The organism is Rhizobium rosettiformans W3 (genome assembly GCF_004912135.1).
GTDB classification, from domain to species: domain Bacteria; phylum Pseudomonadota; class Alphaproteobacteria; order Rhizobiales; family Rhizobiaceae; genus Allorhizobium; species Allorhizobium rosettiformans.
In genome coordinates this window covers 1-15,137 of record NZ_STGU01000008.1, presented here as the reverse complement: position 1 = coordinate 15,137, position 15,137 = coordinate 1, and the positions used below count along the sequence as shown (strand labels likewise).

The following is a 15,137-nucleotide window of genomic DNA, read 5'->3' as shown; positions in this document are numbered from 1 at the left end:
GCAGATACAAGGAATTCCAATGGTCAAGATTATCGCCTCGTCCGTGCGCAAGGGCAATGTTCTGGATGTCGACGGCAAGCTCTACGTCGTCCTGACGGCCGAGAATTTCCATCCGGGCAAGGGCACGCCGGTCACCCAGGTGAACATGCGCCGCATCGTCGACGGTGTGAAGGTTTCGGAGCGCTGGCGCACGACCGAACAGGTCGAGCGCGCGTTCGTTGAAGATGTGAACCACCAGTTCCTTTACGAGGACGGTGAAGGCTTCCACTTCATGAACCCTGACAACTACGATCAGGTCGTTGTCGATGCCGAGACGATGGGCGATCAGAAGGCCTATCTGCAGGAAGGCATGGTCTGCATCCTCTCGATGCATGAAGGCGTCGCTCTTGCCATCCAGCTGCCGCGTCACGTGACGCTCGAGATCACCGAGACCGAGCCGGTCGTGAAGGGTCAGACGGCCTCCTCCTCCTACAAGCCCGCCATGCTTTCGAACGGCATCCGCACCATGGTGCCGCCGCATGTCGACGCTGGTACCCGCGTCGTGATCGCGACCGAAGACAATTCCTACGTCGAGCGCGCCAAGAACTAGTCCGGCGCGAGACCGACAAAAACCAAAAAAGCCCGGCGTTCAACGACGCCGGGCTTTTTCGTTTCATCGACCCGAAAATGCCGGCGGGGCGCAGGGTGCCCCGCCGGCCGCTCTCGCCGGTCACGCCTGCGCCATCACGGCGCGCAGGCGGATCAGCGTCCGGCGAGAAGAGGTGTGCCGAAGTTCGACGCCTTGGAGCGCGCTGAGGCGACCTTCATGGTCTCGCCTTGCTCCAGCAACATGATCTGCTCCTTCAAGTGCAGCTTGATCTTCTTCAAGGCGCGGACCCGGATGCCATCCGGTTGCGGACGACGCTGTTCTTCATCGATCTTGGCGGCGACGATCGAGTGACGGGCTCTCAGGGCTTTCAGCAGTTGCTTCATGGCTATCTCCTTTCGTACGATCAGAATATGAGGGTGTTCGTTTGATTGTTCCAATTCATTGATTATATAAAATCCATAGGCCCTCTCTATGGAGTTGACCCCGTGCCCTTCCGACCAAGCCACCGGCAGCTGGAATATCTCGTGATGCTCGGCGAGACCGGGCATTTCGGCGAAGCCGCCAAACGCTGCAACGTCTCCCAGCCGACGCTCTCCGTGCAGGTGGCGCTTCTCGAAAAACAGCTGGGGGTGACGCTCATCGATCGCATGCCGGGTCAGGTGACCCCGACGCCCGTCGGCACGGAGATCATTACGGCCGCCAAGGTCATTCTCAGTGGTCTGGATGAGATCAGAGCGCTTGCAACCGGATCGAAGTCCAATCTTGGCGGCGCGATCCGCCTCGGCGTCGCGCCCTCCTTCGGCCCCTATTTTCTACCCTATCTTCTGCCGCCCCTTCACCAGCAGTATCCGGAGCTCAAGATCTACATTCGGGAAGACAGGCCGCGGCAGCTGGAAAAGGCCGTGCTGCAGGGGGAGACGGATTGCGGACTGGGTCCGCTGCCATCGGCTGAAGACGGTTTCGTCTCGCTGCAGATCTGTCGGGAGCGGATTCTTCTTGGCGTCCCCAAGGCGCATCCGCTGGCTGCGTTCGACAGGATCGCGCCGGATGCGCTGAAGGGCGAGAGGCTTCTCACGCTCGGTGCCGGTCACCGGCTGATGGACGAAGTGCGGCGCCTCGCGGACATGTCTGGCGCCACACTGGCCGAAGAATATGAGGGGTCCAGCCTGGATGCGATCCGGCAGATGGTGTCGATCGACATGGGCTTGTCGCTCTTTCCGGAGCTTTATGTGCGCTCTGAATTCGCCAAGGAAGACGGGATCAAGCTGCTGACGATCGACGGCTGGGAAGGCATTCGCGACATCGGCTTCTTCTGGCGCCAGTCTTCGGCACGAGGCAGCCATTTCGAGACATTAGCGCGTCTCGGACGCTCTGTGGCCGAGCGCATCTTCGAAGGCGATCAACAGAAATGAGGATCCCCGGCAGGGCCGGGGATCTTCAATCGGTCAGGCAATGCCGCCGAGGCAGATATACTTGATCTCGGTATAGTCATCCACGCCGTACTTGGAGCCTTCGCGGCCGAGGCCGGACTGCTTGATGCCGCCAAAGGGCGCAACTTCCGTCGAGATCAGCCCGGTGTTGACGCCGACCATGCCATATTCGAGGGCTTCCGCCACACGGAACACCTTCGCGATGTCCTTCGAGTAGAAGTAGGAGGCGAGGCCAAACTCGGTGGCGTTGGCAAGTTCGATCACTTCCTCTTCCGTCTCGAACTTGAAGAGCGGAGCGACGGGCCCGAAGGTTTCCTCGGTCGCCACCTTCATCGCCGTGGTGACGCCCGTCAGGATCGTCGGCTCGAAGAAGAGCTCGCCCGCCGAGGACGGTTTACCACCGAGAGCGATCTGAGCACCCTTGAAGACGGCGTCCGCCACGTGCTCCTTGACCTTTTCAACGGCCTTGGAGTCGATCAGCGGACCGGTGGTCACGCCCTCGGCGAATCCGTTGCCGACCTTGAGCTGGCCAACCTTTTCCGCGAGCTTCCTGGCAAAGGCGTCGTATATGCCGGACTGGACATAGAGGCGGTTGGCGCAGACGCAGGTCTGGCCGGCATTGCGATACTTGGAAATCATCGCCCCTTCGACGGCAGCATCGAGATCCGCATCATCGAAGACGATGAAGGGAGCATTGCCGCCGAGCTCGAGGCCGAGCTTCATGATCTGGTCTGCCCCCTGACGCATCAGGATCCGGCCGACATTGGTGGAGCCGGTGAAGGTCAGCTTGCGGACCTTGTCATTGGCGCAGAGTTCCTGGCCAACCATGGCCGCGTCGGTCGAGGTCAACACCGAGAAGAGGCCGGCGGGGAGACCTGCACGCTCGGCCAGAATGGCGATCGCCAGAGCCGAGAGCGGCGTCTGGGCGGCGGGCTTCGACACCATGGCGCAACCGACGGCAAGTGCTGGCGCGACCTTGCGGGCGAGCATCGCGTTGGGGAAGTTCCATGGCGTGATCGCACCGACGACGCCGACCGGCTGCTTGATGACCATGATCCGCTTGTCGGCCTGGTGGCCGGGGATGGTGTCGCCATAAACGCGCTTGGCTTCTTCGGCGAACCATTCGACATAGGACGCGCCGTAGAGAATTTCACCACGGGCTTCAGGCCAGGGTTTACCCATTTCCATCGTCAGGATCGTGGCCAGATCATCGGCATTGGCGACCATCAGGTCGTTCAGCTTGCGGAGCACGGCGGCGCGCTCCTTGCCGGTCTTCTTCGCCCATGCTTTCTGAGCCGTGTGAGCGGCATCGATCGCCTTGGTGACTTCCGCCTTGCTCACATCGGGGAGAACCGCGATGACTTCGCCCGTGGCCGGGTTGGTGACCTCGAAGGTCTTGCCCGACTGGCTTGCCGCCAGCCAGTCATTGCCGACGAGCGACTTGTCGGTCGCCAGTGTCGGATCCTTCAACTTGTCGGTCAGAACGTTCGAAAGGGTCATGCCTCAGGCTCCTGCTGCAACTTCACGGATCGAGGCTTCGATCAGATCGAGCGCCTCGTTGAAGACCTCGTCCTGAATGGTGATCGGGGCGAGGAAGCGGATGACGTTGCTGTAGACGCCGCAGGTCAGAAGGATCAGGCCCTTCTCCAGCGCCTTCAGACGCACCGCATTGGTGAAATCCGCATTCGGCTTGTCGGTTCCAGGCACTTTGAACTCGACGGCGTTCATGAAGCCGAGGCCGCGGATATCCATGATATGCGGAACATCCGCGCGGATGGCTTCCAGACGCTGCTTCAGGCGGCTGCCGAGCTGGTTGGCGCGATCGCAAAGGTTCTCTTCGTCGATCACGTCGAGCACGGCATGGGCGGCGGCGATTGCCAGCGGGTTGCCGGCATAGGTGCCGCCGAGACCGCCGGGGCCGGGAGCGTCCATGAGTTCGGCGCGGCCTGTGACGGCCGAGAGCGGGAAGCCGCCGGCGAGGCTCTTTGCCATCGTCGTCAGGTCCGGCACGACGTCATAGTGCTCCATGGCAAAGAGCTTGCCGGTACGAGCAAAGCCGGTCTGCACTTCGTCCGCGACAAGCAAGATGCCGTGCTCGTCGCAGATCTCGCGCAGTGCCTTCATCAGAGCGCGCGGCACGTCGTAGAAGCCGCCTTCGCCCTGGACCGGCTCGACGATGATGGCGGCGACGCGCTTCGGGTCGACGTCGGCCTTGAACAGCTTGTCGAGAACGTCGAGCGAGGTCTCGACATCGATGCCGTGCATTTCGAGCGGGAAGGGCACGTGGAAGACGTCACCCATCATCGGGCCAAAGCCGACCTTGTAGGGCACGACCTTGCCCGTCAGTGCCATGCCGAGGAAGGTGCGGCCGTGGAAGCCGCCGGTAAAGGCGATCACGGCAGAGCGGCCGGTGGCGCAGCGGGCGATCTTGATTGCGTTCTCGACGGCTTCGGCGCCGGTCGTTGCGAAGATCGTCTTCTTCTCGAAGTTGCCGGGGACCATCTTGTTCAGGCGCTCGGCAAGCGCGACGTAGTTTTCGTAAGGGACGACCTGGTGGCAGGTGTGGGTGAAGCGGTCGAGCTGGTTCTTGACGGCTTCAACGACCTTCGGGTGGCGATGCCCGGTGTTGAGTACGGCAATGCCGCCGGCGAAATCAATGTAGCGGCGGCCTTCGACGTCCCAGATTTCCGAGTTCTCTGCCTTGTCGGCATAGATCTGCGTTGTCATGCCGACGCCGCGGGAGATGGCGTCGTTCTTGCGGGCTGAGATTTCGGCGTTCTTCATCGTTTTCGTCCTGTGCGAAGGGTTGCCAGAGGCGTCATCGACAAGGTTGATCGCCCGGTTTCATATTTCCTACATTTTTTCTGTAGACTTGCAATATGTCTTGTCGGCATTATCACGCGTGACTGCGACATTTGATCGAGGGCAGCGTGGACGATATCCGGTTCAAGATTGCGGAGGCAGCGCGGATGGCGGGCGTTTCGCCCTCGACGCTGCGGCTCTGGGAAAGCCAGGAACTGATCCAGCCTCTCCGCACCGAGACAGGGCAGCGGCTTTATGATCGCGCCCTGGTGGATCGGCTGAAGCACATTGCATGGCTTCGAAGCGAGAAGGGGCTCAATCCCGCGGCGATCCGCGAGACCCTGCGTGACTTGCCGGAAGCCGACGACGATGCCGGCGAGGCAGAGGACGACGCTTCCGACATCCGGCCGGGCACGCGAATGCGGCGTTTGAGACGGGAAGCCAGCAAGACGCTCGAGACTGTCGCTCAGGCAACCGGGGTATCCATCTCCCAGCTCTCGACGTTCGAGCGTACCTCCCAGGGGCTTTCGTTCACCGCGCTGCACGAGGTTGCCCGCCATCTTGGCACGACGCTGGCCTCGCTCAGCGGACAGGAGGAGGGCAGGGGCGGGGAGAGCCTGATCCGCGAAGGCAAATGGGCTTCGTGGCCGACCACTTCATCCGGTGTCGCGGTTCAGGTGCTTGCCGAGGGGCGCAACATGATGGAGTGCAACCGGTTCCAGCTTGCACCGGGCGCTTCAAGCGAGGGCGCCTATCAGCATGAGGGAGAGGAGTTCATCCATATGTTGTCGGGAAGCCTGGAGATCATCCTCGACGGTGACCAGTTCTTCGAACTGCATGCCGGTGACAGCTTCTATTTCGAAAGCCGCAGACCGCATTCGTGGCGCAATATCTCAAGCGGCGAGACCGTGCTCATCTGGATCAATACGCCCGCCACTTTCTGAACTCTGGACAAAGAAAAGCCCGGCGACCTTTGCAGGTGCCGGGCTTCCTTGTTGTCGATTTCAGGACGCTTACTTGCTGGCGACGACGGTCTTTGCGCCGTCCCATGCGTAGCCGCCGCCGATGGCGACATTCAGCTGAACGTAGCCGTTGGCCAACTGCTGCACAGCCTGGGCGAGGCTCGCCTGGGCGCTGGCAACGTTGCGCTGGGCATCCAGCACGTCGAGAAGCGAGGAGGCGCCATCACGGTAGCTCGCCGTTGCAAGCGACAGGGCCTCTTCATAGGAGCGGACGGTGGCGGTCAGTGCCGAGACGGTCTGACGCGTGCGGTTGACGGCCACGAGGGCGTTCTCCACTTCCTCGACCGCGCCGAGAACAGTCTGCTTCCATGCGAGATAAGCTTCCCGCGCTGCCGCTTCCCGTGCCTTGATGTTGGCGCGACGGGCACCCGCATCGAAGATCGGCAAGTCAAGGCTCGGGCCGAAGCCCCACGAGGTTGCCTTGCCGCTGGCGCCGGCGACGGCGACGAGCGTGGGCGAGATCGATCCGCTGAGCGTGATCGACGGATAGAGCGCGGCTTCAGCTACGCCGATCTCGGCGGTTGCCGCAGCGAGGTTACGCTCGGCTGCGCGAATATCCGGACGGTTGCGGATCAGGTCGGCAGGAACACCGGCATTCACGCTGCGGCGGAAGTAGGGCTGAGATGCGCCCTTCTGCAGGTCTGCGAGAAGGCTCGTCGCCGGAAGGCCAAGCAGCAGCGCGATCCGGTGCACAGACTGGCGGAACGAGATCTCAAGTGCGGGGATTTCAGCCAGCGTCGAGTTCACGAGACCTTCCGACTGGACCACGTCGAGGCGGGAAGCCGCACCGGCTTCAAGCTGCAGGCGCGTCAGTTCCAACGTTTCCCGGCGGGATCCGAGGTTCTTGCGGGCAATCGCAATGCGCTCCTGGTAATAGCGGGCATCGACATAGGCCGTCACGACGCTCGACAGGAAGGTCAGACGTGCAACGTCTGCGCTGGCATAGGCCGCGTCGAGCGATGCCTTGGCGCTTTCCTTTGCCCGGCGATACTGACCGAAAAGGTCGATCAGCCAGGACACACCGGCCGTGCCGGTGGTGGTATTGGTCGTATCGCTGTCGCGGGTGACAAGCGCGCCGCTCGCATTGGTCTTGGAGACCTGATGGTCGGCTGACACCGAGAGTTGCGGGAATGCGGCCGAATCAGCGGATTCGAAGTTTGCTTCAGCCGAGGTGATGCGCTCGATCGCCTGGAGGACATCCAGGTTCTGGTCGAGGCCCTGATCAACCAGCGTGTTCAGGCGGCGGTCGTTGAAGGCCGTCCACCAGGGCTGCAGCGTTACGTCTGCAGCGGCCCGCGTGCTGCCTTCGGAAAACTTGATCGGGAGTGCCGTTTGGGGCGTCTCGTAATCCGGTCCGACGACACAACCGGAAAGGAGGAGCATTGCGAGAGGTGCGGCGGCGCGAATTTTCAGCATCACGTGTTCCTGTATTGGTCCCCCGGTCTTGCCGCGGAAGGATCTCTGGATACCTTTGCCGGCGACCGCTATACTCACGCAGGCTACCGCAGCAGCTTACGCAATAATTCCTTAACGTAGTTTGTCAATCATCCCTTATACAGCTCATCTTTCGGTTTTGCACCGCCGAAAAGTTGCCGAATGATCACAAAAAACGACGGCACGAAGAAGATTCCGAGCGCCGTTGCGGTTAACATGCCACCCAGAACGCCAATACCGATCGAATTCTGCGCAGCGGAACCCGCGCCGGTCGCAATAGCCAATGGCACAACGCCGAGGATGAAGGCGAGAGATGTCATGATAATCGGGCGCAAACGAAGCTTTGCGGCTTCGAGTGTTGCATCAATGACACTCAATCCGGCCGCCTGACGGTCCTTTGCGAACTCCACGATGAGAATCGCATTCTTGGCAGCCAGACCGATCGTGGTGAGCAGTCCGACCTTGAAGTAGACGTCGTTGGACTGACCGAACAGGGTTGCTGCGGCGACCGCTCCGAGCACGCCCACCGGCACCGCCATGATCACCGAGAACGGGATGGACCAGCTCTCGTAAAGGGCGGCAAGGCAGAGGAAGACGATCAGAACGGACAGCGCATAGAGCAGCGGCGCCTGAGAGCCGGACAGTCGCTCCTGGTAGGAGATGCCCTGCCAGGCGACGGTGTAGCCGCCATCCATGGCTGCGGTCAGCTCTTCCATCGTGTCCATGGCCGTGCCGGAACTGACGCCTGCGCCGGCTGCACCTTCCATCGAGATCGCACCAACGCCATTGAACCGGCTGAGCGTCGGAGCGCCACTGATCCACTGGGTTTTGACGAAAGAGGAGAAGGGCACCATTTCGCCGTCGCTGTTGCGGGCATGCCAGTCGTTGATCGCCGTTTCCTGCATGCGGTAGCGCGCGTCACCCTGCACATAGACGGGCTTCAGTTCGCCGTTCAGGGTGAAGTCGTTGACGTCACGGCCCGCAAAGATCGTCGACAGCATGTTGTTGACGGTTGCGATGTCGAGACCCATGGCGCCCATCTTTTCCTGATCAAGCAGGAATTTCAGCTGAGTTTCCGCCGGCGGGTTGTTGGAGCGCAGCGAGCTGATAGCGGAGTTGGAACTGCCAGCCTGCATCAATTGCTGCGAGGCGGCGGTCAGCGCTTCGGTGCCGTTCTTGCCGCTGTCGACGAGGTACATCGAGAAGCCGCTCGAGGTGCCGAGACCCGGGATTGCAGGCGGCTGCAGCGGGAAGACCTGAGCATCACGCAAGGTGAAGAAATACCCCATGGCACGCTGCACGATGGCAGAAGCCGCGAGTTCTGGCTCTTCACGCAGCTCGAAATCCTTCAGCTTTGCGAAGACGAGCGCGTAGTTCTGACCCGACCCGGTGAACGAGAAGCCGGAGACCGAGAAAACGTCCTGGATCGCGTCCTTTTCCTGATCGAGATAGTAGTCCTCAATCTTCTTGATGATCTCTTCGGTGCGCGTGACGGTCGCGCCGTTCGGCAGCTGCACGATGGTCATCAACACGCCCTGGTCTTCCTGCGGGAGGAAGGAGGACGGGAGACGCAGGAAGAGCCAGCTCATGCCGCCGATCACGATCGCGAACATCAGCATGACGCGGAGCGGGCGCTTCAGGAGATAGCCAATGGAGGAAACATAGCCGCCGGTGGCACTGTCGAAGTTCCGGTTGAACCAGCCGCCAAGGCCGCGCTTCTGCTTGTGGTGGTCGATCGGCTTCAACATCGTGGCGCAGAGCGCCGGTGTGAGGACGATGGCCACGAGTGCCGAGAGCAGCATCGCCGAAACGATGGTGACCGAGAACTGGCGGTAAATAATGCCCGTCGAGCCGCCGAAGAACGCCATCGGAATGAAGACGGCGGTCAGGACGAGCGCGATGCCGACGATCGCGCCGGTGATCTCGCCCATAGACTTCTGGGTCGCCTCGAGCGGGGAAAGCCCTTCTTCCGACATGATGCGCTCGACGTTTTCCACGACGACGATCGCATCATCGACGAGGAGGCCGATCGCAAGCACCATGGCAAACATGGTGAGCGTGTTGATGGAATAACCCGTGATCGCAAGGATGCCGAAGGTGCCAAGCAGAACGACTGGGACGGCAATCATCGGAATGATGGTCGCGCGCAGGTTCTGCAGGAAGACGAGCAGCACCACGAAGACCAGCACGATCGCTTCGAGCAGCGTGTGAACGACCTTCTCGATCGACAGCTGGACAAATGGCGTGGTGTCATAGGGATAGGTGATGACCACGTTTTCCGGCAGTGACGGGCCGATGGTCTCGAGCTGCGACTTGACGAGAGCCGCCGTGTCCAGCGCGTTGGCGCCGGTCGCGAGGTTCACGGCAAAGCCGGTCGCCGGATTTCGGTTGGAGCGGGTCTTCGTGCCGTAGCTTTCCTGGCCGATCTCGATGCGGGCGACGTCGCTCAGGCGAACCGTCGCGCCGTCCGTTTCCGTCTTCAGGATGATCGACTCGAAGTCGGAGACAGACTGCAACTGGCTCTGAGCCGTGACCGTTACGGTCAGCTGCTGGCCGGCCGGGGCGGGCTGGCTGCCCAGTGCGCCGACGGAGACCTGGGTGTTCTGAGCCTGGATTGCGGTGGTGACATCCGTGGGCGTCAGCTGGAACTTGTTGAGCTGGAACGGATCCAGCCAGACGCGCATTGCATAGCCCGTGCCGAAGACCTGAATGCTGCCGACGCCTTCGAGGCGCTTGATCTGGTCTTCGATCTGGGAGGAGAAGATATCACCAAGCTCGACGTTGCTGCGGGCGCCGTCCGTCGAGACGAGTGCGCCGACGAGCAGGATGCTTGATGTCGAACGCGTCACCGAGATGCCGGAGGTCTGCACGATATCCGGCAGCTGCGACTGGACCAGCTGGAGCTTGTTCTGAACCTGAACCTGGGCGATTTCCGGATCGATGGAGTTGCCGAAGGTCAGCGTCACGGTTGCCGAGCCGGTGCTCGACGACGAGGTCATATATGTCAGATCGTCGAGACCGGTCATGCCGTCCTCGATGATCGAGGTGACGGATTTCTCGACGGTCTCTGCGCTGGCGCCGTTATAGCTTGCCGAAATCTGCACGGTCGTCGGTGCGATTTCCGGATACTGGGCGATCGACAAGGTCGAGATCGCCAATGCGCCCCCGAGCATGATGATGATCGCGATCACCCAAGCGAAGATCGGGCGACGGATGAAATATTGGGCCATGGGTTATCCTCTACGCCTCGGTTGCCTTGCCTGTCGCACCATTAAGGTTGTGCAGCAGGCGCAGCAGCCGGGGCCGCGGTCTCTTCGACGAGCCCGTCCGCATTGATCTTCGCCTCGACCGGCTGAACGGGTGCACCGTCGCCGATCCACTGGAAGCCGTCGACGATCAGCTTGTCGCCATCCTCGATCCCGGAGGCGACGAGCCAATTGTCACCGGAGACCTCGGCGTTCTCGAAGGTCCGCGTCTCGACCTTGTTGTCCGCGGTCACGAATTTCGCCGTCAGCTCGCCGTTCGGGCTGCGCGTGGCCGCCCGCTGCGGGATGAGAAAGCCTTGCTCAACACCGACATCGACAGTTGCCCGGGCATACATGCCCGGCAGGATCAGGCTGTCGGGATTGTCGAAGAGGGCGCGGATCGAGAATGTGCCGGTGGTCTGGCTGACAGCCAGTTCGGACATGTCGAGCTTGCCGACGATCGGATATTCGATGCCGTCTTCCAGTGTCAGACGGATGTTTGTCGTCTCGCTGTCGGTCTGATCGATGCGGCCAGCCTTGATCGCCTCACGCAGCCGCAGCAGGTTCACGCTCGATTCCGTCAGGTCGATGTAAATCGGATCGAGACGGCGCAGTGTCATCAGGCTGTCGGTCTGGTTGGCGGTCACGACGTTGCCGATGGAGTAGCGCGAAGCCGTCGTCACGCCTTCGAAAGGGGCCCTGATTTCGGTCAGTCCCAGCTCAATCTCGGCGGACCGCAAGGCGGCCTTGGCCTGGGCAACATCTGCTTCGGCCTGAAGCAGGGTCACACGGGCGTTTTCAAGCTCCACCTGCGTGGCGCCGCTGCCGACAAGGCGTTCCTGACGGGCAAGGTTGGATTGAGCGGTCGGAACGCCGGCTTCTGCCTTCTGCAAGCTGGCCTGCGCCTGGGCGACCGCTGCGCGATAGGTGTCGTCCTCGATCTTGAAGAGCAGATCGCCGGCCTGGACCTCGCTGCCTTCCTTGAAGGCGATTTCCTTGATGATGCCGCTGACGCGCGGACGGATCTCCGCCATCTGGAATGCGGAGGCACGACCGGGCAGGGTTGTCGTGAGCTCGTGGGATTCCTTCTTCATCACCACGACGCTGACGGCCGCCGGTGGGCGTTCACCGCCGCCGGCTGCAGCTCCACCACCTCCCTGAGCCGCCTCCTGTTCGGAGCAGCCGGCGAGGGCTGCAGTGCAGATGACGAGAGCGGAAGCAAGTCTGAGGCTTGGGCGCATCAAATAATCCCATACAGATGGTCAGGCATTGAACGAGAGCAGTCCTGTCCTGCTTCATCGGAATCAGGGCATGACGGAACTATGGAGGCGTCCGTTGAAGGAGGTCTCCATCATGATCGAAGTGACGTAAGTCAAGAAACGTCACTTTGCAAGCGGCGACCGCAATGCAGCATCGATGAGGCGGACGACTTCCCGACAGCGTGTTGCCATTATGTCAGCCTTCTCCATCCCTGTCATGACAGGATGAATGACACAGGCGAGCGCATCGAAGGTGGCGTTGGCCAGGCGCGGGATATCATCCGCGTGATAGACACCTTCCTCGACGCCGGCCGCAATGATCTCGCCGATCATGCCGACAACGATCTGGCGGAATCGGTCGCCGCAATCCAGTTCTTCGGTGATCGTTACAAGGATCATCTCGAACACGAAGGGAGCATCCACCTGCTCGGAAAGGTGTTCGTCCATCAGGTGCTGGGCAAGTGCGTAGAGCCGCTCCGGCGCCGGCCTGTCGCTGGCGAGAGCCTTCAAGGCATTCAGCGTCTGTTCGATGGCGCGGGTGGCGATCGCATCCACAAGACTTGTCTTGGTGCGGAAATGCTTGAACACGTTGGCCGGCGACATCGAAAGCTCTGTCGCGATGTCCGCAATGGATACGCTGGCATAGCCCTGAGCGCGGAACATGCGTTCGGCCGTGTTCAAAATCTCCTCGCGCGTTTCCTCCGCCGGCCGTCTTGGCCTGCGCATGGCAGCACCCGCTCCAGCCGAAGGGCAGCAGGTGAGAGGCCTTACGCGAGGATCATGATTCATAGTCCACCCTTTCTCAGGGGAAGTACGAGGTCAGATTGTGACGGACACGGGCCCAGGGACTTTCGCCGCTGTCATCGGGCACGAATGCCATTCCCGTGATCGCTTCGTACGCCTTGATATAGACACGCGATGTCTCTTCGACCAGCGCTTGTGGAATTTCCGGGATCTCATCGACATAGGGGTCACATCTCTCGGCGACCCAGGCGCGCACGAAGTCCTTGTCGAAACTTTGGGGACGCTCACCTTTTTCGAAGCTCGCCTGATAGCTGTCCGCGATCCAGTAGCGGCTGCTGTCCGGCGTGTGGATTTCGTCCGCCAGAATGATCGTGCCGTTCTCGTCCGTCCCGAATTCGTATTTCGTGTCGACGAGAATGAGGCCGCGTTCGGCCGCCAGTTCCTGACCGCGTGCAAAGAGCGCGAGCGCATAGCGGGACAAGGTCTCCCACTGGTCGGCAGTCAGCAGCTTCTTTTCAACGATTTCGGTCGGTGTCAGCGGCTCGTCATGGCCACCGTCGAATTCCTTGCTCGTCGGCGTGATGATCGGGGTCGGAAGCTTCTCATTGTCCCGCATGCCGTCGGGAAGGGTGATCCCGTACATCTGGCGCTCACCCTTCTTATAGAGAGTGAGGATCGAGGTACCTGTCGTGCCGGCGAGATAACCGCGCACGACGATCTCGACCGGCAGGATGTCAAGACGTTTGCCGACGACGACATTCGGATCGGGATAGGCGATCACATGATTGGGGCAGATGTCCTTGGTCTTCTCGAACCAGTAGCGCGCCGTCTGGGTCAGAACCTGGCCTTTATAAGGAATGCAGGTGAGGATCCGGTCGAAGGCGCTGAGGCGGTCGGTCGAGATGATGATCCGGCTGCCGTCCGCAAGGTCGTAGTTTTCGCGCACCTTGCCACGATAGTAGTTCGGCAGTTCCGGATAATGAGCTTCGGACAGGATGCGCATGGGTGTCCTCGATGTCTTGACGGCGATAGCACTCAGGTTGTGCGGTTTCCGCCTCGCGGTACCCGAAAGTGGCCCCTGTTTCAAAGAAAAAGCGCATGGCCGGACCATGCGCTCTTCTCCGTGAAGCGGCGATCAGACGGCTGCGTGGTGCAGGCGGCCGTTGAACAGGCCATTGTCGGTTGCCTTCCGCCAGGACTTCGCCGCTGCAAGGACGGCGAGATCGACGAGCGGCTCAATCAGGATGACCGTCATGTAGGCTGCGCCGAAGGTTGCGATGGACGAAAGGCTCTCGGCGCTAAAGCCGTGGCCATAAAGTGCCCAGAAGGCGACCCATGCGACGATGCCGCCCTGATAGGCTGTCGAAAGAGCAAGGGCGTCGCGGTAGCCGACATCCACATAGGCCTTCTTCTGTGGGATGATCCGCGCGGCGAGTTGGCTGATGGCAAAGAGCGGCACGATCAGGGTCGTGACGTTCATGCCATATTGCGGCAGATCGAAGGGGGCGAAGAACAGTCCCTGTAGCAGCAGGCCGAGAGCCAGACCGATGGAGGCTGCCCCCGCGCCGAAGATCAGGAAGAGTGTCGAGCCGAGGATCAAATGCACCTCGGAGACGCCGACCGGATGGTGCGGCAGAACCTCGAAGAAGGAGAAGACGAGGGCGGTGGTCATCAGCGCCCGTCCGGCAAGACCTATCGGTGTGGCCTTCGACTTGATGTCATCGACCACCATCTTGCCAACGAGACCGAAGGAGAGGGCGGCCGTTGCGTAGCTGAGTGCGAGTTTCGCGCCGTCGACGACGCCGGGTTCAATATGCATAGTTCATGTCCTTTCGTCCGCGCCCACCGCGCGGGAAGAGTGAATGCCGCGTTCACGGCGCCAAGTGATGGCAGGTCTCCTGGCTCACGGGTCAGGGCGAAAGTCCGCCTTATCAGCACGAGGCCAATGGCATTCCGGACGTCGCTCGCCGTTCACAGTTGCGGGGGCAGCCACGGTTTCGGCCCCTGATGGGTAGTCCTCACCGTATTCCCTCTTCGTCCGCCCGTCGGGTCATGTCCGGGCGAAACCATCACGGGATCGAGATTAGGGCGTGAGATTGCGGAATGTCCAGCAGATTGCGACGTTCCCCGCAGGTAATGCGCGCCGATCTGGCAAAAGCCAATTTGCCACATTGCGAGAGCGGCCGCGCTCGACCACTGTGCCGTCACTCAGCCAAGACGAGGTTCTATGATGACAGAGATGATCTACCGTGTGCCGCTGTTCGGCTGGATGCTGAAGGAGGCGGTTCAAGGTCCGACGACGGCGAAGGTTCTCTTTGTCGTGAACCTGCTGCTGATGTGGCTGCTTGCGATCGTCGCGTTCGGATATCCGGCAATCATCCTTCCGGCGCTGGTCGCAGTGCCCGTGATGTTCGTGGTGTTGATCCTGATCACCAAAGGGTAAAGCTGGAAGCAGGCCTTTTAATCGCTCGCGCGCATTCCCATATAGAGCAAGGCGACGGATGGTATGAGCGTCGGGCTCGAAAGCCGTCGAAGCTGCGTTCAAATCGCCGCTGGCAGAATTTCCGTAGAGAAATCAGCCACTTGAAAAAAACGACAGTTTTTTGACAAAT

The 15,137-nt window shown here is 61.1% G+C and carries 13 protein-coding genes and 1 riboswitch; of the genes, 4 read left to right on the top strand and 9 right to left on the bottom strand.

The window, feature by feature from the left end:
• Positions 1-19 precede the first annotated feature (19 nt).
• A complete protein-coding gene (efp, locus tag FAA86_RS14980; protein ID WP_113460942.1) occupies positions 20-589 on the top strand; it encodes an elongation factor P in 570 nt (189 codons plus the stop codon).
• A 152-nt stretch (positions 590-741) separates the two neighbouring features.
• Here the strand turns inward: efp and FAA86_RS24630 are convergent, their stop codons facing one another.
• Positions 742-972 carry a YdcH family protein gene (locus FAA86_RS24630; RefSeq protein ID WP_162760194.1) on the bottom strand — a complete coding sequence of 77 codons (231 nt, stop codon included), beginning with the start codon at positions 970-972 and terminating at the stop codon, positions 742-744.
• Positions 973-1,074: 102 nt separating this feature from the next.
• Here FAA86_RS24630 and FAA86_RS14970 point away from each other — a divergent pair, with 102 nt between their 5' ends.
• Positions 1,075-2,001, top strand: coding sequence for a hydrogen peroxide-inducible genes activator (locus tag FAA86_RS14970; RefSeq protein ID WP_136541850.1), 927 nt, complete (start codon positions 1,075-1,077; stop codon positions 1,999-2,001).
• A gap of 33 nt (positions 2,002-2,034) precedes the next feature.
• On the opposite strand, the gene FAA86_RS14965 is transcribed toward FAA86_RS14970, so the two are convergent.
• Entirely contained in the window at positions 2,035-3,519 is a 1,485-nt protein-coding gene (locus FAA86_RS14965) for an NAD-dependent succinate-semialdehyde dehydrogenase (protein ID WP_136541848.1), read from the bottom strand.
• A gap of 3 nt (positions 3,520-3,522) precedes the next feature.
• Positions 3,523-4,803 carry a 4-aminobutyrate--2-oxoglutarate transaminase gene (locus FAA86_RS14960; protein WP_136541846.1) on the bottom strand — a complete coding sequence of 427 codons (1,281 nt, stop codon included), beginning with the start codon at positions 4,801-4,803 and terminating at the stop codon, positions 3,523-3,525.
• 185 nt (positions 4,804-4,988) lie between these two features.
• On the opposite strand from FAA86_RS14960, the gene FAA86_RS14955 reads away from it, so the two are divergent.
• Positions 4,989-5,765, top strand: coding sequence for a cupin domain-containing protein (locus tag FAA86_RS14955; RefSeq protein ID WP_246035109.1), 777 nt, complete (start codon positions 4,989-4,991; stop codon positions 5,763-5,765).
• A gap of 69 nt (positions 5,766-5,834) precedes the next feature.
• On the opposite strand, the gene FAA86_RS14950 is transcribed toward FAA86_RS14955, so the two are convergent.
• The 6 genes from FAA86_RS14950 to FAA86_RS14925 all read right to left on the bottom strand — a co-directional run bounded on the left by FAA86_RS14950 (position 5,835) and on the right by FAA86_RS14925 (position 14,344).
• Complete coding sequence (locus FAA86_RS14950) at positions 5,835-7,259, bottom strand: efflux transporter outer membrane subunit (protein WP_136541842.1); 1,425 nt, start codon at positions 7,257-7,259, stop codon at positions 5,835-5,837.
• 128 nt (positions 7,260-7,387) lie between these two features.
• The gene (locus FAA86_RS14945) at positions 7,388-10,507 is read right to left on the bottom strand and encodes an efflux RND transporter permease subunit (protein ID WP_136541840.1); all 3,120 of its coding nucleotides are present in this window, start codon (positions 10,505-10,507) and stop codon (positions 7,388-7,390) included.
• Positions 10,508-10,548: 41 nt separating this feature from the next.
• A complete protein-coding gene (locus FAA86_RS14940; RefSeq protein WP_167494999.1) occupies positions 10,549-11,766 on the bottom strand; it encodes an efflux RND transporter periplasmic adaptor subunit in 1,218 nt (405 codons plus the stop codon).
• A 138-nt stretch (positions 11,767-11,904) separates the two neighbouring features.
• A complete protein-coding gene (locus FAA86_RS14935) occupies positions 11,905-12,507 on the bottom strand; it encodes a TetR family transcriptional regulator (RefSeq protein WP_246035095.1) in 603 nt (200 codons plus the stop codon).
• Positions 12,508-12,583: 76 nt separating this feature from the next.
• Complete coding sequence (locus FAA86_RS14930) at positions 12,584-13,528, bottom strand: phosphoribosylaminoimidazolesuccinocarboxamide synthase (protein WP_136541834.1); 945 nt, start codon at positions 13,526-13,528, stop codon at positions 12,584-12,586.
• A gap of 132 nt (positions 13,529-13,660) precedes the next feature.
• A complete protein-coding gene (locus FAA86_RS14925) occupies positions 13,661-14,344 on the bottom strand; it encodes an energy-coupling factor ABC transporter permease (protein ID WP_113462169.1) in 684 nt (227 codons plus the stop codon).
• 52 nt (positions 14,345-14,396) lie between these two features.
• A riboswitch (cobalamin riboswitch) is annotated at positions 14,397-14,611 on the bottom strand.
• 144 nt (positions 14,612-14,755) lie between these two features.
• Here FAA86_RS14925 and FAA86_RS14920 point away from each other — a divergent pair.
• The gene (locus FAA86_RS14920; protein ID WP_136541832.1) at positions 14,756-14,968 is read left to right on the top strand and encodes a hypothetical protein; all 213 of its coding nucleotides are present in this window, start codon (positions 14,756-14,758) and stop codon (positions 14,966-14,968) included.
• Positions 14,969-15,137 lie beyond the last annotated feature (169 nt).

Coding starts and splice junctions, on each gene's coding strand:
- efp (WP_113460942.1), top strand. CDS start 20: ATGGTCAAGATTATCGCCTCGTCCGTGCGCAAGGGCAATGTTCTGGAT.
- FAA86_RS24630 (WP_162760194.1), bottom strand. CDS start 972: ATGAAGCAACTGCTGAAAGCCCTGAGAGCCCGTCACTCGATCGTCGCC.
- FAA86_RS14965 (WP_136541848.1), bottom strand. CDS start 3,519: ATGACCCTTTCGAACGTTCTGACCGACAAGTTGAAGGATCCGACACTG.
- FAA86_RS14960 (WP_136541846.1), bottom strand. CDS start 4,803: ATGAAGAACGCCGAAATCTCAGCCCGCAAGAACGACGCCATCTCCCGC.
- FAA86_RS14955 (WP_246035109.1), top strand. CDS start 4,989: ATGGCGGGCGTTTCGCCCTCGACGCTGCGGCTCTGGGAAAGCCAGGAA.
- FAA86_RS14950 (WP_136541842.1), bottom strand. CDS start 7,259: ATGCTGAAAATTCGCGCCGCCGCACCTCTCGCAATGCTCCTCCTTTCC.
- FAA86_RS14945 (WP_136541840.1), bottom strand. CDS start 10,507: ATGGCCCAATATTTCATCCGTCGCCCGATCTTCGCTTGGGTGATCGCG.
- FAA86_RS14935 (WP_246035095.1), bottom strand. CDS start 12,507: ATGCGCAGGCCAAGACGGCCGGCGGAGGAAACGCGCGAGGAGATTTTG.
- FAA86_RS14930 (WP_136541834.1), bottom strand. CDS start 13,528: ATGCGCATCCTGTCCGAAGCTCATTATCCGGAACTGCCGAACTACTAT.
- FAA86_RS14925 (WP_113462169.1), bottom strand. CDS start 14,344: ATGCATATTGAACCCGGCGTCGTCGACGGCGCGAAACTCGCACTCAGC.
- FAA86_RS14920 (WP_136541832.1), top strand. CDS start 14,756: ATGACAGAGATGATCTACCGTGTGCCGCTGTTCGGCTGGATGCTGAAG.